The sequence below is a fragment of the Paraburkholderia sp. CHISQ3 genome (assembly GCF_030464945.1).
Lineage (GTDB): Bacteria > Pseudomonadota > Gammaproteobacteria > Burkholderiales > Burkholderiaceae > Paraburkholderia > Paraburkholderia megapolitana.
On the sequence record NZ_JALPRG010000004.1, the window covers coordinates 215,120 to 237,302 of the forward strand.

Consider the following 22,183-nt stretch of genomic DNA (forward strand, 5'->3'; position numbering starts at 1 on the left):
GGCGATTGCGTCCGCACACGGTCGCGCAACGCAACCCTGCGCGGATCGCGACGTTGTCCACAGATTGTGTTGAAAGACCTGTTGATAACACCCGGACAACCATGCCAGGTGTTTGAATGAAGGCAGCTTTCCGCTGCTGCTGGCCGATACGCCGTGCGTGAACGCACACAGCGTCCACGCACGACGGGATCAAGACCCGATCAAGGCTTGTTCGATTCGAACAGATCGAGAATCTGCTGTTTCTCACCCGACGATACGGTCGGCACCGGAGGCGGCGTCAGCCCACCCGGATTACCCACGGCATCCGTTCCGCCCGCGAGCGGATTCGCCGCATCCATCCCGATGCTCGCAACAAACCCGTTGCCCGGCGTAGCGTCGGCAAAGAACAGCTCGCCATCCACCGTCGTGACGGTATCGGGCATTGCCGGTTCGGCCTGCGGTACGCCGCGCAACGCACGTTGCATGTACTCGACCCAGATCGGCAGCGCGAGTTGAGCGCCGAATTCGCGACTACCGAGCGATTTCGGCTGGTCGTAGCCCATCCACGCCACCGCGACGAGCGATTGCTGATAACCGGCAAACCAGCCGTCCTTCGCATCGTTCGTGGTACCGGTCTTGCCCTGCAGGTCCGAGCGATGCAGCACGTTCGTCCCCGCACCCGTGCCCGCCGTCGCCACCGAGTGCAGCAGGCTGTTCATGATGTAGGCGTTGCGCGGTGTCAGTGTCTGCGGCGCGTCGCGGCCGGCCACGAGCGGCTGCGCTTTCGACAGCGGTTCACCGCGCGCATCGTCCACTTCCGCGATCAGATACGGATTGATGCGATAGCCGCCGTTTGCAAACACCGAGTACCCGCCCGCTGACTGCAGCGGCGTAACGAGACCCGCGCCGAGCGCCATCGGCAGGTACGGCGGCGTCTTGTCGACATCGAAACCGAAACGCTGCGTAACGTAGTCCTGCGCGTACTTCGTGCCGATAAACGACAGGATGCGGATCGACACGAGGTTCTTCGACTTCTCCAATGCGAGGCGCATCGACATCGGACCTTCGGGCTGATCGTCGTCCTTCGGTTCCCATGCGTCGCCGCCGGGTGTCGTCGGCGGGAAATACAGCGGCGCGTCGTTGATGATCGTAGCCGGCCCAAGACCCTTCTCGAGCGACGCCGAATAGATGAACGGCTTGAAGCTCGACCCCGGCTGACGCCAGGCCTGCGTTACGTGATTGAACTTGTTCTTGTTGAAATCGAAGCCACCGATCAACGCGCGAATCGCGCCGTCCTGCGGCGTCAGCGACACTAGCGCGCCTTCCACCTGCGGCAACTGCGTGATCTGCCAGTTGCCCTTCGCATCGGCAATCAAACGTACGATTGAACCGGGCTTGATGCGCAGCGTCTGCGACGCGCGCGGCGATAGCGCAGCGGCCACGAATCGCAGTCCGTCGCCGCTGATCGTCGCAACCGTACCGTCGAGCACCTGGGCCGTCACCTGCTTCGGCCCCGCTGCGGTCACGACAGCCGCGATGATCTCGCCGTTGTCGGGGTGATCGGTGAGCGTGTCTTCGATCGCCTGATCGCGGTCGTCGCCGGGCGGCGGCAATTCGACGTACCCTTCCGGTCCGCGATAGCCATGGCGGCGTTCGTAATCCATCACGCCCTTGCGCACCGCATCGTAAGCTGCCGTTTGATCGGCGGAATCGATCGTCGTCGTCACGTTCAGGCCGCGCGTATAGGTTTCGTCGCGGTATTGCGTGTACATCATCTGGCGCACCATTTCGGCGACGTACTCCGCATGCACGCTGTATTCGTTGCCGGCCGTCTTCGTATGGATGTCTTCCTTCACGGCCTGATCGTATTGATCCTGCGTGATGTACTTCAGATCGAGCATCCGCTTCAGGATGTATTCCTGGCGAATCTTCGCGCGCTTCGGATTGACCACCGGGTTATACGCGGACGGCGCCTTCGGCAGCCCCGCGAGCATCGCGGCCTGCGCCAGCGTGACATCCTTCAGGTCCTCGCCGAAATACACGCGCGCGGCCGCGGCAAAGCCGTAGGCACGCTCGCCCAGATAGATCTGGTTCATGTACAGCTCGAGAATCTGGTCCTTGGTCAGCGCGCGTTCGATCTTGTACGCAAGCATCATTTCGTAGATCTTGCGCGTATAGGTCTTTTCGCTCGACAGGAAGAAGTTGCGCGCCACCTGCATCGTGATCGTGCTCGCGCCCTGCGATGCGCCGCCGTGCATCAGGTCGGCAATCCCCGCACGCAGAATACCGAGGAAGTCGACGCCGCCGTGTTCGTAGAAGCGGTAATCCTCGATGGCGAGGACCGCTTTCTTCTGGATGTCGGGGATGTCCTGGAAGCGCACGAGGCTGCGGCGCTCTTCGCCGAATTCGCCGATCAGCACGTGGTCCGCGGTATAGACGCGCAACGGTACCTTCGGACGATAGTCGGTCAGCGAATCGAGCGACGGCAATTGCGGTCCCATCACGACGAGCGCATAACCGATGATCAGCGAACCGATCACGGCGAGCGTCGCAAAGAATCCGGCAAACCACAGCGCGAGCGTCACGCCGAACGAACGTCGGCGCGGCGTGTGGTTTTCGCGCGGTCGTCCCGTGGGGGTTCCGGCGTTGAAGCGGGGTTCGCGATCTCCGGACTGGCCGGGCGACTGGGAAGAATGCGGTCGTTTAATGATAGGCATGACTGGAATGGTTGGCGCGTCGCGGCGCATCTTCGGCGCCCGAACGGACGGCGCTGCGCGAGGCAGACACCGCCATGCGGCCCCAAGCCCCGGGGTGCCGCATGGTGCACCGGACAAAGATGCCGGCGCAACTTAACAGCGCATTCTAAAGAAATCGAGCGGCCTGTTTGCCAGTTTTTTTGTAAGAATTCCCTCACTCATGGTCCCGCGGACGCCCACGCCACCCCGTTTGTACCGCGCGGACACGCCGTCCGGCCGGTCTGTGCGATGCCCGACGGTTATCAACAGAAAATGTTGAACACCCTGTGGACAAACCCGCCGAAAAGCGTACAACTTGTTGAAGTCACGGCATTTTCATGTGCCGCCCGGTTTCGCATCCGGGCAACTCGACTTATGATGAAGTCATCAGGCGGCGGCGCACACGGCGTAGCGTCCCGCGCCCGCAGGAAACGAAGTCAACAAGGCACGTGAGCGGATCATGAACAAGCCTACCGAACGCATCGTCGTATTCGTCACGCCCGCGCAGAAACGCGCGATCGCCGCGAGCGCGGAAGACCTCGGGATCAGCGTCAGCGAACTGATGCGCCGGGCCGTGCTCAGCTTCGGCGCGACCAGCGAACAGGTGAAGGCCGCCAGCATCGTCGATCGGCTCAATGCGCCGCGCGAACCCGATGCATTGAACGAAGCATTGCAACGCGTCGCGCGCACTGCGACGAAACAGCGTACTGCACCGCGTGCAGCGACAAAAGCCGCGCCCGTGGTCGAACCGCGCGACACGTCCGATCCATCGTCCGCCGGTGCGCCGTTCGGCGAACATCACGGCGCCCCGCTATCGATACCCGACGCACTGCGAGCACATCACGACGCGCTCGCCGCAACCGCGGCAGCGGTCGCGGCAGCCGCCGGCGCGCTCGATGCACCACTAACCGACACCAGCGCCGAAGACCTGCAGGCAGCCGCAGAAGCCGCTGCGCGCGTGACTGCGGCCAAGGCTGCGTCTCTCGCTGCAAACGCCGCCAAAGCACCCCGCACGCGCCGTGCGGCCAGTTCCGAAGAAGACGACTCGCACCCCGATCCGGCAACCCCCGACGGACATTTCGCCTGACCGGCCAGCGCTGCAACGTACAACGTCGACGATCTGCGAATAGCGACAAAAACGACAATAAAAAACACTGCCAATAGACGTTCACGATACCGTTTTGAAACACATGTAAAACGGTTTTGGAAACCGGCGTTTTAAGACCGTTTTAAGGGAGGCCGTGGTGTAATATCCGCGGACAGTCTGGCCCTTTAGGACCTTTTACGATCTTTCGCCACAGGTAGCATCGTCAGCAGCTTATTCGTGGCCGGACTATTGCAATTCGCATGGGCGCCCCGATGTCCGGGTCGGCACCGCTGCGCACAGCCTGTGCAGCACGCGTTTTTCGCGCGGCGCAGGCTGGCGCTGGACGCCGGGCGCCGTTTTCAATCAATGGAGGGTTTCATGTCGCTTATTGACAGCATTTCGCGCACGCTCAAGGGTCTTCTCAACGACGCTGCCGATTCCGTGCAGGACCCGTCGCGCGACTCGCGGCAGATCGTTCGCGAACTCGACGACAGCATCGCGAAAGCGGAAAACTCGCTGATCGAGATTCAGGCGCAGGTCGCCACGCAGCAAAGCAAGCGCGACGTCGCCGCAGATAAAGCGAAGAAGTACGAAGACGGCGCGAAGCGCGCGCTGCAATCGGGCGATGAAAACCTCGCGCGCGAAGCGCTCGGCGCCCAGGCGAACGCGGAAGCCGAACGCAATGCGCTCGCGAGCGAACTGTCCACGCTGGAACCTTCCGTCGACCAGCTCAAGCAGCAGATCGACGACATGCGTCAGCGCCGCAACGATCTGAATGCGCGCTCTAATATTCTTCAGGCGAAGCAGCAGATCGCGCAGGCCAAGGATGTCGCGGCCAGCGCGCTCGGTGGGATCGGCGGCAAGAATCTGTCGGAAGATTTCCAGAAGCTCGAAGACAAGGTGGCGCTGTCGAATGCGCGCTCCGACGCACGGCTTAATTCCGCCGACACGAAAAGCGGCAAGGCCCTCGACGACAAGCTCGCGGATCTGAACCGCGGTCCGTCTGTCGAAGACCGTCTCGAAGCACTGAAGAAGCAGTTGAATACGCCTGCGCAGTAGTCTGGTTGGCAGGACGGGTATCTCACTACCGCGCAACCATCTTGCATGAAATCGGCACCGGTGCCCTGCACCGGTTCCGGTCGACACATGGAGACGGGCGGCTAGCCGCCCGGTCCGCATCATGAAGAAATTCCTCGCAGCAGCGTGTCTGTCGCTGATGCTCGCTTCGACCGCTGCGTTCGCGGTGCCGAGCGTTCAGCAGATCGAATCGGCGATGTCCCAGGGCAACTGGCAACAGGCCGATAGCGGCCTGACCCAGGTGCTCGAAGCGCATCCGAACAATGCGCACGCGCACTACCTGTACGGCCAGGTGCTCGATCGCGAAGGCCGCTCCGGCGACGCGCTCGCGCAGATCCAGCAGGCGAAGACACTCGATCCGCAAATCCGCTTCACCGATCCGACGCGTTTCGCGCAGACCGAAGCGCGGATTCGCCGTAACGCCGAGCAGAGCGCAGGCGCCGCGCCTGCGAACCGCACCGGCAATGCGATCGTTCAGCAGCAAACCACGGCGTTTGCGCCGCAGGCGCCGCAACGCCACGGCCCGTCGATCGGTTGGTGGATCGGCATCGCTCTGCTCATCGCGGTGATTGCGTTCGTACTGCGCTGGACGCTGCGACGCGCTCGCTCGAACGACGATACGCGTAGCGACGATGAACGCCGCACGCAATTGAAACGCGCCACCGATCTGCTGAATGCCGTGCGTTCGCTGAAGCTCGACGTGCGTTTGTCCACCGCGCCCGGACACGATGTGCTCGAGAAAGAAGTCGAAGGCGTCGAAGGACAATTGCGCGAGCAGGTCGAAACGCTATCGAACGGCAAGAACCCGGTGCCGCCCTATCAGCTCGACGAACTCGACCGTCGCGTAGAAAGCCTGAAAGCGCGCGCCGATGGTCGCCCCGATCCGTACCCTGCCGGCGCGGCACCGGTACCCGGCCAGTCGCCGTATGCCCGCGAAGCGGATGAACGCTTCGGCCGTTCGCAGGAACCGCCGCCGCCCTACTATCCGCAACAGCAGCCGCCCGTCATCGTCCAGCAAGGCGGTGGTTTCGGTGGCGGCATGGGCGGACTGCTCACCGGTGTACTGCTCGGCGAAGCGCTGAATTCGGGCCGCGACCGGGTCGTCGAGCGTGACGTGGTTGTCGACGATGAAGAAGCACGACGTCGCGCCGCCGGTGGCGATAACGGCGGCGGTCTGGATTTCGGTCGGGGATCGAACGACTGGAACGATGGCGGCGGGGGTGGCGGCGTCGATATGGGCAGCAACGACGATTCGGGCGGCTGGTCCGATACGTAAGCGATCACCGTTTCAAACATCGCAGTACCGTTGTTCCGACACCCTGCGTGCGCGCTGCCCGCAGGGTGTTTTTCTTTTTCATCAACGCCCGTCAATACACAGCGCGTAACGCTACCGGCTCACGACGCTGCCACCGGCGCGGCCGGATCGTGCTGCACGAGCACGATCGCACCAGCAAACAACCGGATGATGAAACGCTCCGCGTAGTCCACCAGCGCCTCGCGATTCACCGCGTTCACGATGTACTCGTGCGACAGATGAAACAGTTGCAGCACGATCTGCGTGCAGATTTCATCGATCGTTGCGCGCGATAGCGACGGCATCAGCTCGAGTTGCACGACGTCGTCGGCCATTTCGGCGGCGACCTCGTTGAGGTTCGCGCGCACCGCTTCGCGCAGCGCGGGCGACGTGCCGTGATATTCGGCGAGCGCGCTGAGAAACGCCTCGCGATTGTCGAGTGCGAACGCAAAAAACGCCGCGCTGGCGCGCCGCGGCACACTCATCGGTTCGTCGTGTGCGGCAAGCCAGCGCTCGCGACGCAGCATCGGCCGCAGACGCCGGCTCACCCAGGCGACCGCCTCGCGTGCGAGCGCGTCGAGCGTATCGAAATGACGATAGAACGTGTTCGGGTTGAGCCCCGCCTCGCGAGCCAGTTCGCGCAGACCGAGCGTTGCGAAACTGCGGCCGCCGGCCGTGAGCCGCAGCGCCGCTTCGATCAGCTTGCGCTTGCCCGGGGCAAGCTCCTGATCCAGATCAAGCTCGGGTTCGATGCCGGGTTCAAATTCCATGATGTCCTGCAAAACGGCGTGGAAGGCCAGATATGCGTGCACTCTAAACGATCTTGACGGGATGTGTACAGTTGTCTACTCTCTGCCAGATACGGTAGACACCTGTAGACATTGCGGTAAACACTGAGGCGGCAACAGCCGCCGGTCAGGGAGACACATCACATGGCAAGCCTCGAATCCATCTCGCCCGCACAGCCGGCTCCGCTGCCGCGCCGCTCGCTCGCCGCGCGGCTGGGCATCACCAGTGTGCCGCGCGCCGATCTGCGCAGCCGCTACACGCAGAGCGGCTCGAAATTCGTGCAGATCATGGGCGGCGACGTGCACTACGTCGAACAGGGCACGGGCCCACGTACGCTCGTGATGATCCATGGTTTCGCCGCATCGCTGCATACGTGGGATGGCATCGCCGGCGATCTTGCGCGCGAGTACCGCGTGATTCGCCTCGACCTGCCGCCGTTCGGCGTAACGGGGCCGCTGCGCAACGCGTCGGGCGGCATCGAAACCATGAACCTGCCGACCTACCGGCGTTTCATCGATACGTTCATGCAGGCAATCGGCGTGACGCGTGCAACGCTGATCGGCAATTCTCTCGGCGGCATGATTGCGTGGGATTACGCGGTGCGGCATCGCGAGGCGGTGGAGCAGCTCGTGCTGATCGACTCCGCCGGCTTTCCGATGAAGCTGCCGATCTACATCGACCTGTTCAACTACGCGCTGGTCCGCGCAAGCTCGCCCTGGTGGCTGCCGGAGCCGATCGTGAAGAGCGCGGTGCGCAATGTCTATGGCGATCCGCGCAAGCTGTCGCCGACGACGCTGCGCCGCTACATCGAGTTTTTCCATGCGGAAGGCGCGCGCACCGCGATCGGCAAGATGGTGCCGACGCTCGATTTCAAGGAAGTCGACACGGACACCATGAAGACGCTGGACGTGCCCACGCTCGTGCTGTGGGGTGCAAAAGACCGCTGGATTCCGCCTGCGCACGCCGCGGAATTCACGCGTCGTATTCCGGGCTCGCGCTCGATCATGTACCCGACGCTCGGGCACGTTCCGATGGAAGAATCGCCCGAGCAGGTACTGCGCGATTTACGCGCGTTTCTCGTGGAGAAAACGGCGGTGCAGCCGGCCTGAACGTGCGGGCCGTTCAGCCGACCATCAGCCCGTAGCGCGACCGACGTAAACTCGCGTGTCGTACCTGAATTCGATCGTGCCGTGCTGTTCGGTGCGCTCGAACAGATCGCGCAGCGCGGCGAGCAACGGCGCGTGATTCGGATGCCCTTCCTTCGGCGCATAGGACGACGACATCAGGCGCCCTTTCAGTCCGTCGAAATCGAGCTGCTGTGCATTCGGGAAACATCCGCTGCCGACGAAACGCGGACCGAACCAGCGGACCATCGTTGCATCGTCGCCATAGGTATCGGCGACCTCGCGATAGTCGACGCCGTAGCGCTGCAACAGCGCCTCATACTCTTCGAGAAACATTGAGCCGGTTAGCAAGCGGCTGTTCCAGAACAGCGCGACACGTCCCTGTGCTGTGAGAATGCGCGCGAATTCGTCGCGTACCGTCACCGGATTGAACCAGTGGAACGCCTGGCCCGCGATCACCAGATCGACGCTGTGCGTGTCGAGCGTGGTCGCTTCAGCGGTGCCGGCGACGCTGCGATACGACGGTGCGCTACTAAGCCATGCGTCGGCGGCTGTGCGCATCGCCTGATTCGGTTCGACCGCGACCACCGGATGGCCCGCATCGAGAAACAGCTTCGTCGAAATACCGGTGCCCGCACCGATATCGGCCACCCGCGCATCGTCCGCTACCCCGCACTCGCCATGCAGAAAATCGACGACGTCGCGCGGATAGGTGGGCCGGTATTTCACGTAGTCCGCGACGCGGTCGGTGAAGCGCTGGGTGGAATCGAAACTCATCGGGGGATCCTCTTGTAACGGAACGTAAGCGATTGAAGCGGCCTGCGTGGCATTGCGCGACGCGCATCCAACGTTACCCGAGTTCACCGCTCGATGCATGACGTCGGGCTTTCATCCACCGCCGAGAAAACGCAGCAGATCCCACACAAAGCGGCAGACGAGCACGATCAGCTCCCATAGCTGGACAAGCTGGTGCCAGAGTCCGACGCGGAAAAATCCTTCGATCATCGATGCATGCGGTGTTAATTCAAGGCACAAGCAAAAACAAGGCAGGCGAAAACCTGCCGACGAATCCGCATGATATCGGCCACGGGACATCCCGTATCAAGTTCCGCGTGCGCGCGCCGTAAACGCGGAGAGCAGGCGAGGCGTTCGTGCAGCACAGCGACGACCCCGCTGCCGCCAATCCCGCCACCTCTCGCGTGGGATCGATCAGGAGACACCGTCATGCCGCGCTTCAGTTTTTCCCGTCTGCGCAACCCCGCCCGTTCGCGTACGGTAGTCGGGGATATCGCCGCTCAGGCGGGTACCCTGGGCATCGAGATCTGCGATGTGTCCGGCCACGTCGACGAAGTAGCCACGCGCATCCAGAATCAGGCCCATGTGTGCCGGGCGTTACGCGATTCGGCAGCGCAAACGATGGCGGGCAATCACCGTATCGCCGAAGCCGCTCGCGAAATGCGCAGCGTCAGCGCGCGGGCCGCAACGAGCGTCGAGCAGTCGCAGCAGACGCTCGAAACATCGCTCGCGGATATTCACGGGCTGGTGGAAGGCGTCACGGTGATCGAAAGCCAGATCGGCGCGCTGCGTGCCGCGCTCGCGCATGTGAGCCGCGTGTCGGAAGAGATTTCGCTGATCGCGCGACAAACCCATCTGCTCGCGCTCAATGCCGCGATCGAAGCAGCACGGGCCGGCGATTCGGGCAAGAGCTTTGCCGTGGTGGCGGCCGAAGTGAAGAATCTGTCGGCGAAAACGGCGCAGGCCACCGGTCAGATCGAAACGACGCTCGCGCAACTCACGCAGCAGACCGAGCAGTTGATTGCGGAAGGTTCGGTCAACACCGAACGCGCCCATCGTGTGCGCGAAGGCACGCGCATGATCGGCGATGTCGTTCACGCAACCGGTCACGCGATCACGCAACTCAACGACGAAGCAAGCCAGATCGCGACGCTGACCGGCGAGATCGAAACGCAATGCAACGGGCTCGAAGCGCAGGTGTTGGAACTGGCGGGCGGTGTCGAGGATTCGAGCGAGAATTTCGTGCAGGCGAAAAACCGGCTCGGCAATCTGCTCGGTGTGTCCGAGACCTTGATCGAACTGACCGCGGCAGCCGGTGTCGAGACGACCGATACGCCGTTTATCGAAGCGGCCCAACATGCTGCCGAGAAAATCGGCAAGACCTTTGAGGCCGCGGTGGCCCGCGGCGATATCGCACTCGACGATCTGTTCGACGCGCACTACGCGCCGATGCCCGGCACGAATCCGCCGCAGTTCATGACGCGCTTCACGCTGTTCACCGATCGCGTGCTGCCCGCGATCCAGGAGCCGCTGCTTTCACTCGATCCGCGCGTCGCGTTCTGCGCCGCCGTCGATACACACGGTTACCTGCCGACACATAACCTGAAGTTTTCGCAGCCGCAGGGTACGGACCCCGTATGGAACGCGGCGCATTGCCGCAACCGGCGACTCTTCGACGATCGCACCGGGCGCGCCGCGGGCACGCATACGAAGCGCTTTTTACTGCAAACGTATCGGCGCGATATGGGTGGCAATGCGTTCGTGCTGATGAAGGATGTGTCCGTGCCGATTTTTGTCGGCGGGCGGCATTGGGGTGGGTTGCGGATTGGGTATAGGGTTTGAGCGACCGGCTTCACACGCAAGCCTGTCTCTACCGCCACTACGTCAAAGAGACCACGCCGCCCTCTGCAGCACCACGCGATAACCGTCGTGGTCCTCGAACGTCCGCCCCGACACATCCCAATACGGATTGAACGACGGCACGCCAACGAAACCGTTTTCAACCAGACGGTCACAAGTCGATTGCCACTCTTCGCTGTCCGGCACATAAAACACCAGCAGATCCTCATGCGTCGGCGACGGCGCAACCGGATGCGTGCGGCACTGCGTGAACTCGAAGTGATAGTCCATGCCGGACCTTCCCAGCATCACACCGTCGAACCCCTGATGATCATGAAATCTCGCCAGCGCAACGAGGTTGAGCGCGGCGCAATACATGCGCTCCGACCTGGCAAGATCGCTGACGGGGCGGGCAACTCTGAGACGTGTCTGCATGGAAGGTCGTGGTAAGAAAGGTGGTTGGGAATGCCGGAAAAACCGCATGACTGCGGCCGAAACTACTGTACACGCTGGCACGCCCCACAAGCCAACAGAAAGCTCCCTCCTCTACCATCACCTCCACGACAGCGAAGGGTCACCCCACGCCCGCCCGCTTCCGGTCGCACTGACTGCCATCGATGATGACGGCTTTGTGTCGGCTACCCACTGGCTGCGGAGAAATCCATGCTCGGAATAATTGGGCGGTACGGTTGGGCAACGCTCGGCGCGCTCACTGCGTGCGCATGCTTGCTATCGACAGCAGCACATGCAGAAAATGTCGTCATCGGCGTGAACGTAGTCAACCCGATGCGTGCCAGCATCGCCGACCAGAACGCTGTCTTCGCCCAGTTGAAGGCCGCGGGTGTGCATGTGATCCGCTGCGGCATCACGGCCGACGCCAAAGGTATCGATTACGCCAAACGGGCCGCCGCGCAGGGCATCAAACTACAGCTCGGCATCAGTCCGACCTACCCGCCCGATGCGCCCAGGCGCCCCTATCAGCCCGCACTCTTTCCGCAGATGTGGAGCGGCCCTCCATTGTCCCTTGCCGACCCGACTCTCTCGCGTGCATCGTTCCAGTTCATCTTCGATCAGCTGGACGCCAACGGCATCGCACTTGCCGGCGTCGAGCTCGGCAACGAGATCAACTGGGCGGCTTTCAACTCCGAGTTTCCGTTACCCGGCGAGGGCAAGATTCTCAGTCTCGCCGATCTTGCCCACGATCCCGAAGGCAAGCAGATCGCCAAAGGATTCCTCCAGTACCTAAAGATCCTCGCGGTGCTCAAAGACGTGCGGGACCATTCGAGCATCAACCGGAAAACGCCGATCATCTCCGCCGGGTTCGTCGATGCGCAGGACGGTGCGAAGCTCTATAACAACCGCAAAGAAGACATGGTCAGTCTCTCTGCAACGCTCGCGTTTCTTCGTGCGCACGGTCTCGATTCGCTCGTCGATGCGTACGGGATTCACACCTATCCCTCGTCCGCACAACCGGGCAATGCCGCCACGGCCGCGGCGCGCGCTGCCCGCCTGGACGACGTCACTTTCGCGGAATGTGGTGTACAGGGTGCCTCGGGGAGCGCCAAACCCTGTTGGGTCACCGAATGGGGTTTTCCCAATAGCGACTTTTCTTGCCCCTCGCAGGATGCGAGTCGTACGCTGCTCGTTCAGGAAGTCCATCGAGACTTTGCACAAATCGCAGCCCAGCGCCGTCTGGTCGGTATCACCTGGTTCGCCTGGAACTCCGACCCGTGGTCGAAAACGCCGAACCAGGACAACATCTATCGCTGCGACGCGCTCATGCCGAGTGGCCGCGCAGCCATCAAGCCGATCACACTCGGCGGATAGATATAAGTAGAGCGCAATAAACCTGTCGACAGCTCACCCGATCACGGCGACGTATGCCAGAGAGGACTTGCTGCAGCCGATTGAATGATGATCGCGCTGTCGTCGGGCAGGAGGAAGCCGTCCCGCTCAAGTTCGCGCGTCGCGCGTCGAACACGGTTCACATACTCGTCGCGCGTCGTGTATCGCTCCAGAACGGGACGACGTCCATCGTGCGCTGCTTCGGCGTCCGCCTGTGTTCGGGGGAACGCGACGTAGGCGCCAGCAAGCATGCACAGAAAAGAAAGCGGTGGATTTTGCCGCGCGTTCGTGCCGAGCGGCGCCTCCATGTCGGGGAGCCTTACCCCTCCCATAGCATTTCCATCTTCGTCACGCTTCGGGATTTCGACTATCGCTTTGGGCAGATAACTCGGCGCGTGCAGAACCATCGGATCATTTTTGGCATCTACAAGCGGCATGAGGTGGCTTTCCGGCGGCTCAGTTCCCTTCACCACCCAGTCTTCCAGGTGCAGTAGCGTTGCGCGTGAAACCGGACTCCAATCCAGTCTGGCCGGTGGTAGTTCGCAGTGGGTCTCCCGCAAAACGACGTGGGATGCACCCGCAATGTCATACACGCGGACATTGTCCGGAATGCGCCGCTCGGCCGTCCCTTCGGCCCCGGTACGCGACAGGGATGCTCGCAGCGAGAAGTAGTCGGTCGTGGAGTTGATGAGAATCATGCGAGGGGGATTCTCACCTCGCGCCTTGACCCGTTGAATGACGTCGCCGATGGTCAGCACGCCATCGTTGACGCCGCGAAATTCGGGGTTACCGAAAGTCGGAACCTCGGCAGCGCTCGACTGCGGCCCCGTGCCCGATTGCATGATGGGCAACATGCCCGCGCCCGAGACAAAAATATGCATGCCGTCGAATACGCGATGCCCCTCCGTCATGTTGAAACCGTTCAGGAGGAAAGTTTTAAGGTATCGCCCCGATTGCGACTTGCCGGATGCGAGTGTCCACATGACAGCGCCTTGCAGGGGGTTGGCCGTGCCGGATTTATCGGACGTAGCATGCGCAAGGAAATCGGCGGCGTCTCTGACAATTGCGAAGCCGACACCTTCGATGAAGCGCTGCCGTCCTGATCCGTCGATAAACACAGGCAGGTCGGCACCTTTACCCAGTTCCCACTGCACCTCAGCAACAGCGAAACCTCGATCCTGAAGGAAGCCCGTGCCCGCTTCAGTCGCGCCGGCCTCAAACGGCTCATCACGCGGGCTGTTGTAAAGCGCCTGTGCATAGGGACGACCCCGGTTAGGAATGTCGACCAGAAGCACACCGTTGCCGCTTTTCGGGTCCTTCGGAAAGGTCAAAGAGATTTTTGCTGAGTACTCGACGAGTCCATCGGCATTTCTCGGTGCCTTTTCAATGTCGCGAATCTTCTCGGTGGGTTGCAGTTCACCAAAGATGCGACCTTCCCAGTGTTCGAATTCACCGGGTTTGAACGTGCCGTAGCTTTGCTTCGAGGTAATCTCCAGTCGGGTGACTCTGGCATCGGCTAAAGCCGGGAAGCCGATGCCAGTCATGAGCGCCGTGATCATGACGGCCATAGAGGTCAAATGCGCACGTGTCATCCAAAGTCTCCGCACGTCGGTGGTCCGACTGATTAACTGTCCCAGGCACGGTGCCATTACCCGGCGTCTGGTCAGAATTGTCCGGAAAGCAGGTGCCCTGCGCCGCGTACTTCGGCCTTCAGATCAAGGGTCTTGAGAATGCGATAGACGGTAGCGACCGCTGCCGACAATACTGGCTTGCCCAAACGGTCCTCGACCAGCTGGATCGCGGGCAGCGAGGGCATCTGTACACAGGCGGACAATACGACGGCGTCGGCTTCGCTGACATCGAGCCGTTTCACATGTTCAAGCAGATTCATCGGATCCAGGCGCCCCACTTCGAGGTTGTCGGAAACCTCGAGACTGAGGGTGTCCGTCACCTCGATGTCTTCGCTTTCGATATAGGTGGCGACCTGCTGCGTGAGCGGCTTCATGTAGGGCGTGAGAATGGCGACCTTGCGAAAACCCATCGCCTTGATTCCTTCGCATAGTGCACCGGCCGAACTGATCACCGGTGTGGGCACCCCGTTCTCCTCTGCGACCCGGCTCAGCCGGGACTCGGACTGACGATGGTATCCCGGCCCCTGACACATGATCGCTACGAGACATGCGTACGCGAGCACGTCGCATCGCGCATCGATCAATTCCGCTGCACAGCGGTCGCTTTGCACGTCCATGTTCTTCAGTTCCTCGGGGTCACGTGCATCATGCGCATGCGCGCCGAGTGGAAGGTGAAGCGTTCCTCCGGAAACAAGGCCTGCCGTGCATTGAGCATCGCGGGGATTTCTGTCTCCATCGTGGTATTGGAACTCGGCACGATCTGGCCGATTCGATAGCTCTTCATAAACTGCTCCGGTTGATTGGAAAAATTCAGTTGCCGCTAGTCAATTGCGCGCCCTTTGTCTCACGCAACGTGAACACCAGCGCGGCAGCACACAGGTAGGTCACTGAAGCCATGCAATAGGTCAGCGTGAAACCCAGGATGGGGATCAGCATCGGCACCAGCTTGATGCCGGCGATCGCACCGACGCGGCCGAAGTTGAAGCAGAACCCGGCCGCCGTGGAGCGGACGCTGGTCGGGAACAGCTCGGCATACCAGGCGCCGAATCCGCTGAAATAGCCCGTGAAAAAGCCCAGCAAAGCGGAAAGCCCGCCGATGCCAGCAATGTTTCCAGTCGTCCACGCAAGCCGGCCGTCGTACAGCGGAATCATGCGTGCGCCATAGGCGAAGATCGGCACAGCCAGTGCGATGCCGAGAAAGAAAACCGCAAACGCCTGACGTCGACCCACACGCTCCGCCAGGACGCCATAGAGCAGATAACCGAGCGTTGCACCCACCCCTGTCCATACCAGGAACACCGGCGCCTGATCGATCCTCACGTTCAGGACGCTCTGCAGGTAGATCGGCGTGAAGGTCATGATGATCCAGTAACCGAACATGCCGAGGATCGAGATGGAGAGTGCAAGCAGGGTCGTTCTGCGCAGATCCGCGTTGAATATCTGCAGCAGCCCCGCCCTGGTCTTGTTACGACGCAGGAACTCGCGGTTCTCGAGCCAGACTGGCGATTCCCTGACGAACACCAGAATCAGCAGCGCAACGCAATAGGCGGGCGCTGCCGACATCATGAACAGACGTCGCCACGAGGCAGGATCGGAGGCGTCCAGCAGCGTCCACGCGAAGACGGCCGCCAGAAGGCTGCCCGCCGACCAGCCGGTCTGCATGAACGCCATGGCTTTAGCGCGGCCGGAGGCCGGCCACACTTCACCTACCAGCGCGACGGCGGCAGACCACAGCCCGCCCACTCCAATGCCCACGGCAAAGCGATACACGCTGAGTTCGGTGACGCTATGCGCGAAGCCGCATAGCAAGGTACCGGTCGCATAGGTCAGTACCGAGATCAGCAGCGCACGCTTACGTCCGATCCGGTCAGACAGGTTCCCTAGCAGCAGGCCGCCTACGCCCGTCGCAAGCAGGAACCAGGCGACGATCGAGACAACCTGCCCGAGCGTTGCCCCGAACGTGTGTGCGATGGAAAGAATCACGAAGCTGAAGATGGTTGCATCGAGGGCATCGAACAGCCACGCTCCCCACGTACCGCCGAGCGTCGCGTAACGCACGAATCGCGACGAAACTCCGATCTCCATTACCTGTGTTTCTCGCAACGTCTCCATGGCTCCTCCGATTTCCTTTGTCTGGTTTTTTGCATGCATGGAGCGCGCACCTTCACTGCGCAAGCATTGGTTTGCGCGAGGTTGCGTCTGTCAGACATGTCGTTGACCCGGCCGCTGTCTTTGTAAATTTGCGGACCTCGGCCTCGATTGACTTATCGTAGGGGGCTGGCGAAACCCTGTATATCAACGAGTTGCGACCGTGCCATCGCGAAACGCGATGGCAGCCGGCAAGGTTTCAGCGGGAGGCGCGCAGGTGGTCAAAGAAGAGTCTCGCAACGGGCGACAGGGCGTCGACACGACGCACGCAAACGGAGAGTTCGCGGCTCGCCCATGAATCTTCAAGCGCTAGCGTACGTGTTCCCGAAAGCGCATAGATCTCGACAATGCCAGCGGGCAGCACGCCGATCCCGACACCGCACTCGACCATCTTGCACAGCACATCGTAAGAAGCGACCTCCACCCGGGAGCGCAGCAATTTACCGGCTTGCCCCGCAGCCGTCAGCATGCGCAGGCGCAGATGAGTGCCGGTACGCAACACGACATGCTCGTAGTCGAGTACCTCCGAGAACGTAACCGACTCGCGCGCAGCGAGCGGATGATCCTCGCGCACGAGCACTTTCAGTTCGTCATGACGAAACGGATAGACCTCGATATCGGCGCTGTATGGCAGGCTGGTAAAGACGCCTATGTCAGCCAGGTTCTCAGCGATACCTTCGGTAATCGACAGACTGTCGCGCTCCATCAACCGGAACTGCACGTCCGGATAGCGTTCGCCAAACGATTTGACAAGCGGCGGGATGAAGGTCGACACCGCCGAGATATTGACGAGCAGTCGCACCAGTCCGCGGGTCCCGTCGGAGAACTCCCGCATCCGCGTGACGATGTTTTGCAGATCGTCCAGCACGTCGCGCGCCATGACCGAGAGATTGATCCCGGCCGCGGTCGGCGTAATGCCTTTATTCGTGCGTACCAGCAGCGGTGTGCCGAGTGCCTCTTCGAGATCGCTGAGCCGTCGGCTGATTGCCGCCGCGGCAATATGCTCACGGGTGGCTACGCTCGTGATAGTGCCGTCCTCGACGACCCGCACGAATAATCTCAAGGAAAGAGGGTCGAGTTTCACGGCAATTGGCGCTCGTCATCGGGAAAGGTCGGCGGAACACATACGGCCGCATCACTGTACCGCGCACCATCGAAAAGGCTACCCAATACAATCAGTTTGACCGGATTGACCGACTATTTGACCGGATAGGGAGCCACCGGCTTGATTAGCGCCCATACAATGCCTTAACCATGTGGTCGCCGTTTCCGGTCGGGCACATGCCTGATTTCTTCATTGCCCCCCAGGACGACATCTCACCATGCAACTCATCAGTCAAAGCTTTAAAAACGGCGCAACGATTCCCGGCGAGTTCGCATTTGCCGTCGCCGACCCGGTCTCGCACGTCGCCCTGTCGTCAAACCGCAATCCTCATCTGGCGTGGAGCGACGTGCCCGAAGGAACGCAATCGTTCGTCGTGGTCTGCCACGATCCGGATGTGCCGAGCCGCGGCGACGACGTCAACCAGGAGGGCCGTGAAGTACCTGCTTCGCTGCCTCGCGTCGACTTCTTCCATTGGCTTCTGCTCGACATCCCGACCGGTATCACCGAGATTCCCGCCGGCACGCACGCCAGTGGCGTCACGCCGCGAGGCAAGGCTGGCCCGCTTGCCCATAACGGCTGGCGCCACGGTATCAACGACTACACAGGCTGGTTCGCGAACGACGAGCACATGCAGGGCGAGTACTATGGCTACGATGGTCCGTGCCCGCCGTGGAACGATGCGATCGTCCACCATTACGTGTTCACGGTCTATGCGCTTGCCGCTCCCACGCTCGAAGTCAGCGGTCCGCTTACCGGAGCGAACGTGCGCGCCGCGCTTGCCTCCGCATCCGTGCTGGGTCAAGCCAGCGTGACCGGACTGTACAGCCTGAACCCGAAGGTTCTGCTCGACTAGCGATATCGCGTCCACGATCCAGCCATGGCCTCGCCTCACCTCATTTCCGATGACGCCCTACCGCTCTCCAAAGTTCGGGAGCCGATGGGAGAGGCGAGCTGGCATCTGCCATCCGGCGCGCCTGTATCGAGGCACAACCTGTGCGGTCTGGCGCGACCATGCTTGAAGCGGGCCCTGCACACGCAACGTTTCCGCTTTTTTGAAGCGACCGTGTTGCTTGTGGTGACAGGTCGATTGACGCTCGACGACGGAACACAACGACTGGTGGTCGATAGCCCGTCGTCCCTGATCCTCGTCGACCAGAGCACGTGCACGGATATCCTGAAGACTCCCGGGGGCGATGAAGGCCGCTTCCGTTCGATCTTCCTGACGTTGTCAACCGGACTGCTTGCTGAGTTCCATCGTCATCACCCTTCCACGCGAACGAAAGAGCGCCGGTCGATGGCATTCCAGCAGGTTCCGCTAGACGATGATTTGTCGTCGACGTTCGAACATTGCGTGCAGAGCATCGAAGCACGCCAGATTAGCGATCAACGGCTTCTGCATCGCCTGATGGACTTGCTGATCGCGCTGTCGGACCGCGGCCATCAGTTTGCCTGTGACGGGTTGCAGATAACCACCTCCGAACGATTGCGCAGCCTCATCAGCGAGGCACCCGAGCGTCGCTGGACAGCGCAGGAAGCCGGTCGCGAACTCGCAATGAGCGAATCGACATTGCGCCGGCGCCTGGCCACAGAACAGGTGCGCTTCGAGGAATTGCTCCTCGACACCCGCATGCATCACGCCATGATGCTGATGCAGACAACGGCCTGGACCATTCCGCATATTGCTCAGGCCTGCGGGTACAAATCCCGCACGCGATTTGCAGAACGCTTCAAGGAACGATTCGGCCGTGCGCCATCCAGCGTCCGCTGAGCGGTAGTGCCTATCCCACCGCCTCCGCCATCCGCCGCTTCTCCGCTCGCTGCATGAAATAATTCCCGATGATCACACCAGCGGTCACCACGGCGATAAACAGCGTCGCGAGCGCATTCATCTCCGGATTCAAGCCAAGCCGCACGCGCGAAAACACGACCAGTGGCAGCGTCGTCGAACCGGGCCCCGACAGAAACGCCGACAACACGAGATCATCGATCGACAGCGTAAACGACAGCAGCCAGCCCGCGATCAACGCCTGCGAAATCAGCGGCAACGTGATCGCGAAGAACACGCGCAACGGCGTCGCGCCAAGATCGAGCGCAGCCTCTTCTAGCGACGGATGCAGCTCACGCACACGCGACTGCACGATGATCGCGACGTAGGAAATACACAGCATCACGTGACCGATCCAGATCGTGAAGATGCCGCGCCCCGCCGGCCAGCCAAACCACTTCTCCATTTCGATGAAGAGCAGCAGCAGCGAAATGCCCTGAATCACCTCGGGGATCACCAGCGGCGCGTTGATCATCCCGGTGTACAGCGTGAAGCCGCGAAAGCGGCCCATACGCGCCATCACGAAGCCTGCCCACGTGCCGATGAAAACCGACGCGAAAGCGGTCAGCAGCGCGATGCGCAGCGACAGCCGCGCCGCCGCAATCAGCTCGTCGTCCTGCAACAGCGCGGCATACCAGCGCGTCGAAAACCGCGTCCAGACCGTGACGAGCTGCGACTCGTTGAACGAATAGACGACGAGACTGACGATCGGCACATACAGGAACAGAAAGCCGATCCCGAGCGCGATGAACTGAAGAATGCGATTCGGTTTCATCGACGCTTCTCCCCCAGTTCCTTCGCCTGCGAATACTGGAAGAGTGCCATCGGCACCAGCAGCAGCAACACCATCGCGCACGTCACCGCGGATGCCATCGGCCAGTCCGCATTGTCGAAGAACTCGTTCCACATGACGCGGCCAATCATCAGCGTATTCGCACCACCGAGTAGTTCCGGAATCACGTACTCACCCACCGCCGGAATGAACACCAGCAGGCAACCAGCGATCACACCGTTTCTCGACAACGGCAGCGTGATCTGCCAGAACGCCTTCCACGGCTTCGCGCCGAGATCGTAGGCGGCTTCGAGCAGCGTCATGTCCATCTTGACGAGGTGCGCGTAGAGCGGCATCACGAGAAACGGCAGGTACGAATACACCATGCCGATATAGACGGCCGCGTTCGTGTGATACAGCTCGATCGGCGTATGAATCAGACCGATCGACATCAGGAAGTTGTTCAACAGGCCGTTGTTCTTCAGGATGCCGATCCACGCGTACACGCGGATCAGGAACGACGTCCAGAACGGCAGCATCACCGCCATCATCAGGATGTTGCGTGTAGCCGGATTCGAGCGCGCGATGTAGTACGCCATCGGGTAGCCGAGCAGCAGGCACAGCAGCGTCGAAATCGCCGCGACCACCACCGAGTTCACATAGGTCGCGAAGTACAGGCTGTCGGTCAGCAGGAACGCGTAGTGCGACAGGTCGAACGCGAACTGGACCACCCCGTCTTTCAACGTCACCAGTTCGGTGTACGGCGGAATGCCGAGCCGCAAGTCGGCGAAGCTGATCTTCACGACCAGCAGGAACGGCACGAGGAAGAACAGCAACAACCAGATGAACGGACCCGCCACGACGGCGGTGCTGCCCTTCAGGTTGAAGCGCCGCACCGGCCAAGCCATGAAAGCATCGAGTGCGCGCTTCATGATGTCAGCACCACGCCGGCCGATGCGCTCCAGCGCACATAGACCTCGTCGCCCCAGGTCGGCGAGTCGATCTCGGAGAGCGCAAGGCTCGACATGTTGGCGATCACCGTCTTGCCGCCGTCGAGCTTCACGTGATACAGCGAATAGCCGCCCATGTAGGCGATGTTCGAGACGACTCCCTTGCCCCAGTTGTAAGTACCTTCGGGCGGCTTGCGCGTAAGCGCGATGCGCTCGGGACGCACCGAGATCGTCACCGGCATGCCGAGCGGCCCGGTGATGCCGTGGCTCACGTACAGGCGGGTCGGCAGATCGGCGGTTTCGATGAACACGTGGTCGGGCTCGTCCTCGACGACATTGCCGTCGAACAGATTCGTCGAGCCGATGAACTCCGCCGAGAAACGGCAGTTCGGAAACTCGTAGACTTCGTGCGGCGTACCGAGCTGCATGATCTCGCCCTCGCTCATGACCGCGAGGCGCGAAGCCATCGTCATCGCTTCTTCCTGATCGTGCGTAACCATCATGCAGGTCACGCCGACCTTGTCGAGAATGTTGACGAGTTCGATCTGCGTGCGCTGGCGGATCTGTTTATCGAGCGCGGACATCGGCTCGTCGAGCAGCAGCAGCTTCGGCCGCTTCACCAGCGAGCGCGCGAGCGCCGCGCGCTGCTGCTGGCCACCCGACAGCTGATGCGGTTTGCGCTTCGCATAGCGCGCCATCTGCACGAGTTCGAGTGCGCTCTGCACACGGTCTTTCAGTTCCGCTTTCGGCACGCCTTCCTGCTTCAGGCCGAAGGCGACATTCGACTCGACCGTCATGTGCGGAAACAACGCATACGACTGGAACATCATGTTGACCGGTCGTCGGTACGGCGGCAACTGCGCGAGGTCTTCGCCATCGATCAGGATCTTGCCCGACGTGACGCTCTCGAGACCGGCCATCATCCGCAGCAGGGTCGACTTGCCGCAGCCCGAGCTGCCGAGCAGCGCGAACAGCTCGCCCTTGCGGATGGACAGGTTGACCTCTTTGACGGCCACCGTCTCGCCGAATTTCTTCACGACGTCGACGATCTGCACGAAGTTATCGTTGGCACCCCCGGTGGCACCCCCGGCGGCGCTACCGACGACACTGCCGGCCGTGCCCGGCAAGCTCGACTGGTCACTCATGATCGATTGCTTTTACCTGTTTCTCAGCTGCGTTAGACGAACA

General features: G+C 61.5%; 18 protein-coding genes and 1 pseudogene. 8 read left to right on the forward strand and 11 right to left on the reverse strand.

The features are described 5' to 3' along the window. Positions 1–200 precede the first annotated feature (200 nt). Entirely contained in the window at positions 201–2,696 is a 2,496-nt protein-coding gene (locus tag M0D65_RS10865) for a penicillin-binding protein 1A (RefSeq protein WP_266252674.1), read from the reverse strand. Positions 2,697–3,174: 478 nt separating this feature from the next. On the opposite strand from M0D65_RS10865, the gene M0D65_RS10870 reads away from it, so the two are divergent. The 3 genes from M0D65_RS10870 to M0D65_RS10880 all read left to right on the forward strand — a co-directional run bounded on the left by M0D65_RS10870 (position 3,175) and on the right by M0D65_RS10880 (position 6,154). Then, complete coding sequence (locus tag M0D65_RS10870; RefSeq protein ID WP_266252675.1) at positions 3,175–3,801, forward strand: hypothetical protein; 627 nt, start codon at positions 3,175–3,177, stop codon at positions 3,799–3,801. Between the two features lie 378 nt (positions 3,802–4,179). After that, on the forward strand, positions 4,180–4,860 hold the full coding sequence (locus M0D65_RS10875; RefSeq protein ID WP_091013517.1) for a PspA/IM30 family protein: 681 nt from the start codon (positions 4,180–4,182) through the stop codon (positions 4,858–4,860). A 121-nt stretch (positions 4,861–4,981) separates the two neighbouring features. Continuing rightward, on the forward strand, positions 4,982–6,154 hold the full coding sequence (locus M0D65_RS10880; RefSeq protein ID WP_266252676.1) for a tetratricopeptide repeat protein: 1,173 nt from the start codon (positions 4,982–4,984) through the stop codon (positions 6,152–6,154). A gap of 119 nt (positions 6,155–6,273) precedes the next feature. Here the strand turns inward: M0D65_RS10880 and M0D65_RS10885 are convergent, their stop codons facing one another. Further along, positions 6,274–6,942: a TetR family transcriptional regulator gene (locus M0D65_RS10885; RefSeq protein WP_266252677.1), complete on the reverse strand. Its 669-nt coding sequence runs from the start codon at positions 6,940–6,942 to the stop codon at positions 6,274–6,276. A gap of 162 nt (positions 6,943–7,104) precedes the next feature. On the opposite strand from M0D65_RS10885, the gene M0D65_RS10890 reads away from it, so the two are divergent. Further along, positions 7,105–8,070: an alpha/beta fold hydrolase gene (locus tag M0D65_RS10890; protein WP_266252678.1), complete on the forward strand. Its 966-nt coding sequence runs from the start codon at positions 7,105–7,107 to the stop codon at positions 8,068–8,070. A 24-nt stretch (positions 8,071–8,094) separates the two neighbouring features. Here M0D65_RS10890 and M0D65_RS10895 read toward each other — a convergent pair whose 3' ends face one another. Beyond that, positions 8,095–8,862: a class I SAM-dependent methyltransferase gene (locus tag M0D65_RS10895; protein WP_266252679.1), complete on the reverse strand. Its 768-nt coding sequence runs from the start codon at positions 8,860–8,862 to the stop codon at positions 8,095–8,097. A 447-nt stretch (positions 8,863–9,309) separates the two neighbouring features. Here M0D65_RS10895 and M0D65_RS10900 point away from each other — a divergent pair, with 447 nt between their 5' ends. Beyond that, positions 9,310–10,722: a methyl-accepting chemotaxis protein gene (locus M0D65_RS10900; RefSeq protein WP_091013528.1), complete on the forward strand. Its 1,413-nt coding sequence runs from the start codon at positions 9,310–9,312 to the stop codon at positions 10,720–10,722. Positions 10,723–10,764: 42 nt separating this feature from the next. Here the strand turns inward: M0D65_RS10900 and M0D65_RS10905 are convergent, their stop codons facing one another. After that, on the reverse strand, positions 10,765–11,154 hold the full coding sequence (locus tag M0D65_RS10905) for a VOC family protein (RefSeq protein ID WP_266252680.1): 390 nt from the start codon (positions 11,152–11,154) through the stop codon (positions 10,765–10,767). Between the two features lie 228 nt (positions 11,155–11,382). Between M0D65_RS10905 and M0D65_RS10910 the strand changes: the two genes are divergently transcribed. Beyond that, a complete protein-coding gene (locus M0D65_RS10910) occupies positions 11,383–12,546 on the forward strand; it encodes a hypothetical protein (protein WP_266252681.1) in 1,164 nt (387 codons plus the stop codon). Positions 12,547–12,587: 41 nt separating this feature from the next. Here the strand turns inward: M0D65_RS10910 and M0D65_RS10915 are convergent, their stop codons facing one another. From M0D65_RS10915 to M0D65_RS10930, 4 genes and pseudogenes are all read right to left on the reverse strand, one after another. Continuing rightward, a complete protein-coding gene (locus M0D65_RS10915; protein ID WP_266252682.1) occupies positions 12,588–14,156 on the reverse strand; it encodes an alpha/beta hydrolase domain-containing protein in 1,569 nt (522 codons plus the stop codon). Positions 14,157–14,227: 71 nt separating this feature from the next. Continuing rightward, positions 14,228–14,979, reverse strand: a pseudogene (locus M0D65_RS10920) (Asp/Glu racemase). A 26-nt stretch (positions 14,980–15,005) separates the two neighbouring features. Next, complete coding sequence (locus tag M0D65_RS10925; RefSeq protein ID WP_266252683.1) at positions 15,006–16,307, reverse strand: MFS transporter; 1,302 nt, start codon at positions 16,305–16,307, stop codon at positions 15,006–15,008. A 235-nt stretch (positions 16,308–16,542) separates the two neighbouring features. Then, positions 16,543–17,427, reverse strand: coding sequence for a LysR family transcriptional regulator (locus M0D65_RS10930; RefSeq protein ID WP_091013553.1), 885 nt, complete (start codon positions 17,425–17,427; stop codon positions 16,543–16,545). A gap of 238 nt (positions 17,428–17,665) precedes the next feature. Here M0D65_RS10930 and M0D65_RS10935 point away from each other — a divergent pair, with 238 nt between their 5' ends. Together M0D65_RS10935 and M0D65_RS10940 are read left to right on the forward strand one after the other, a co-directional pair. Beyond that, a complete protein-coding gene (locus M0D65_RS10935) occupies positions 17,666–18,301 on the forward strand; it encodes a YbhB/YbcL family Raf kinase inhibitor-like protein (protein WP_091013556.1) in 636 nt (211 codons plus the stop codon). 24 nt (positions 18,302–18,325) lie between these two features. Next, entirely contained in the window at positions 18,326–19,216 is an 891-nt protein-coding gene (locus M0D65_RS10940) for a helix-turn-helix domain-containing protein (RefSeq protein WP_266252684.1), read from the forward strand. A 10-nt stretch (positions 19,217–19,226) separates the two neighbouring features. On the opposite strand, the gene M0D65_RS10945 is transcribed toward M0D65_RS10940, so the two are convergent. From M0D65_RS10945 to M0D65_RS10955, 3 genes are read right to left on the reverse strand one after another with little or no spacing between them, the layout of a single operon-like run. Next, positions 19,227–20,048 (reverse strand): ABC transporter permease subunit, encoded by an 822-nt coding sequence (locus M0D65_RS10945; protein ID WP_266252685.1) that lies wholly within the window; start codon positions 20,046–20,048, stop codon positions 19,227–19,229. Further along, complete coding sequence (locus M0D65_RS10950) at positions 20,045–20,977, reverse strand: ABC transporter permease subunit (RefSeq protein ID WP_266252686.1); 933 nt, start codon at positions 20,975–20,977, stop codon at positions 20,045–20,047. Before M0D65_RS10950 ends, M0D65_RS10945 begins: the two co-directional genes overlap by 4 nt. Further along, positions 20,974–22,140: an ABC transporter ATP-binding protein gene (locus tag M0D65_RS10955; protein ID WP_266252687.1), complete on the reverse strand. Its 1,167-nt coding sequence runs from the start codon at positions 22,138–22,140 to the stop codon at positions 20,974–20,976. Before M0D65_RS10955 ends, M0D65_RS10950 begins: the two co-directional genes overlap by 4 nt. Positions 22,141–22,183: the final 43 nt, after the last annotated feature.

Excerpts from the sequence above, each read along its gene's own strand:
- M0D65_RS10950 (WP_266252686.1), bottom strand. The coding sequence starts at position 20,977 with ATGAAGCGCGCACTCGATGCTTTCATGGCTTGGCCGGTGCGGCGCTTC.
- M0D65_RS10905 (WP_266252680.1), bottom strand. The coding sequence starts at position 11,154 with ATGCAGACACGTCTCAGAGTTGCCCGCCCCGTCAGCGATCTTGCCAGG.
- M0D65_RS10865 (WP_266252674.1), bottom strand. The coding sequence starts at position 2,696 with ATGCCTATCATTAAACGACCGCATTCTTCCCAGTCGCCCGGCCAGTCC.
- M0D65_RS10885 (WP_266252677.1), bottom strand. The coding sequence starts at position 6,942 with ATGGAATTTGAACCCGGCATCGAACCCGAGCTTGATCTGGATCAGGAG.
- M0D65_RS10945 (WP_266252685.1), bottom strand. The coding sequence starts at position 20,048 with ATGAAACCGAATCGCATTCTTCAGTTCATCGCGCTCGGGATCGGCTTT.
- M0D65_RS10940 (WP_266252684.1), top strand. The coding sequence starts at position 18,326 with ATGGCCTCGCCTCACCTCATTTCCGATGACGCCCTACCGCTCTCCAAA.
- M0D65_RS10880 (WP_266252676.1), top strand. The coding sequence starts at position 4,982 with ATGAAGAAATTCCTCGCAGCAGCGTGTCTGTCGCTGATGCTCGCTTCG.
- M0D65_RS10895 (WP_266252679.1), bottom strand. The coding sequence starts at position 8,862 with ATGAGTTTCGATTCCACCCAGCGCTTCACCGACCGCGTCGCGGACTAC.
- M0D65_RS10875 (WP_091013517.1), top strand. The coding sequence starts at position 4,180 with ATGTCGCTTATTGACAGCATTTCGCGCACGCTCAAGGGTCTTCTCAAC.
- M0D65_RS10890 (WP_266252678.1), top strand. The coding sequence starts at position 7,105 with ATGGCAAGCCTCGAATCCATCTCGCCCGCACAGCCGGCTCCGCTGCCG.
- M0D65_RS10935 (WP_091013556.1), top strand. The coding sequence starts at position 17,666 with ATGCAACTCATCAGTCAAAGCTTTAAAAACGGCGCAACGATTCCCGGC.
- M0D65_RS10870 (WP_266252675.1), top strand. The coding sequence starts at position 3,175 with ATGAACAAGCCTACCGAACGCATCGTCGTATTCGTCACGCCCGCGCAG.
- M0D65_RS10955 (WP_266252687.1), bottom strand. The coding sequence starts at position 22,140 with ATGAGTGACCAGTCGAGCTTGCCGGGCACGGCCGGCAGTGTCGTCGGT.
- M0D65_RS10900 (WP_091013528.1), top strand. The coding sequence starts at position 9,310 with ATGCCGCGCTTCAGTTTTTCCCGTCTGCGCAACCCCGCCCGTTCGCGT.
- M0D65_RS10915 (WP_266252682.1), bottom strand. The coding sequence starts at position 14,156 with ATGACACGTGCGCATTTGACCTCTATGGCCGTCATGATCACGGCGCTC.
- M0D65_RS10910 (WP_266252681.1), top strand. The coding sequence starts at position 11,383 with ATGCTCGGAATAATTGGGCGGTACGGTTGGGCAACGCTCGGCGCGCTC.
- M0D65_RS10925 (WP_266252683.1), bottom strand. The coding sequence starts at position 16,307 with ATGGAGACGTTGCGAGAAACACAGGTAATGGAGATCGGAGTTTCGTCG.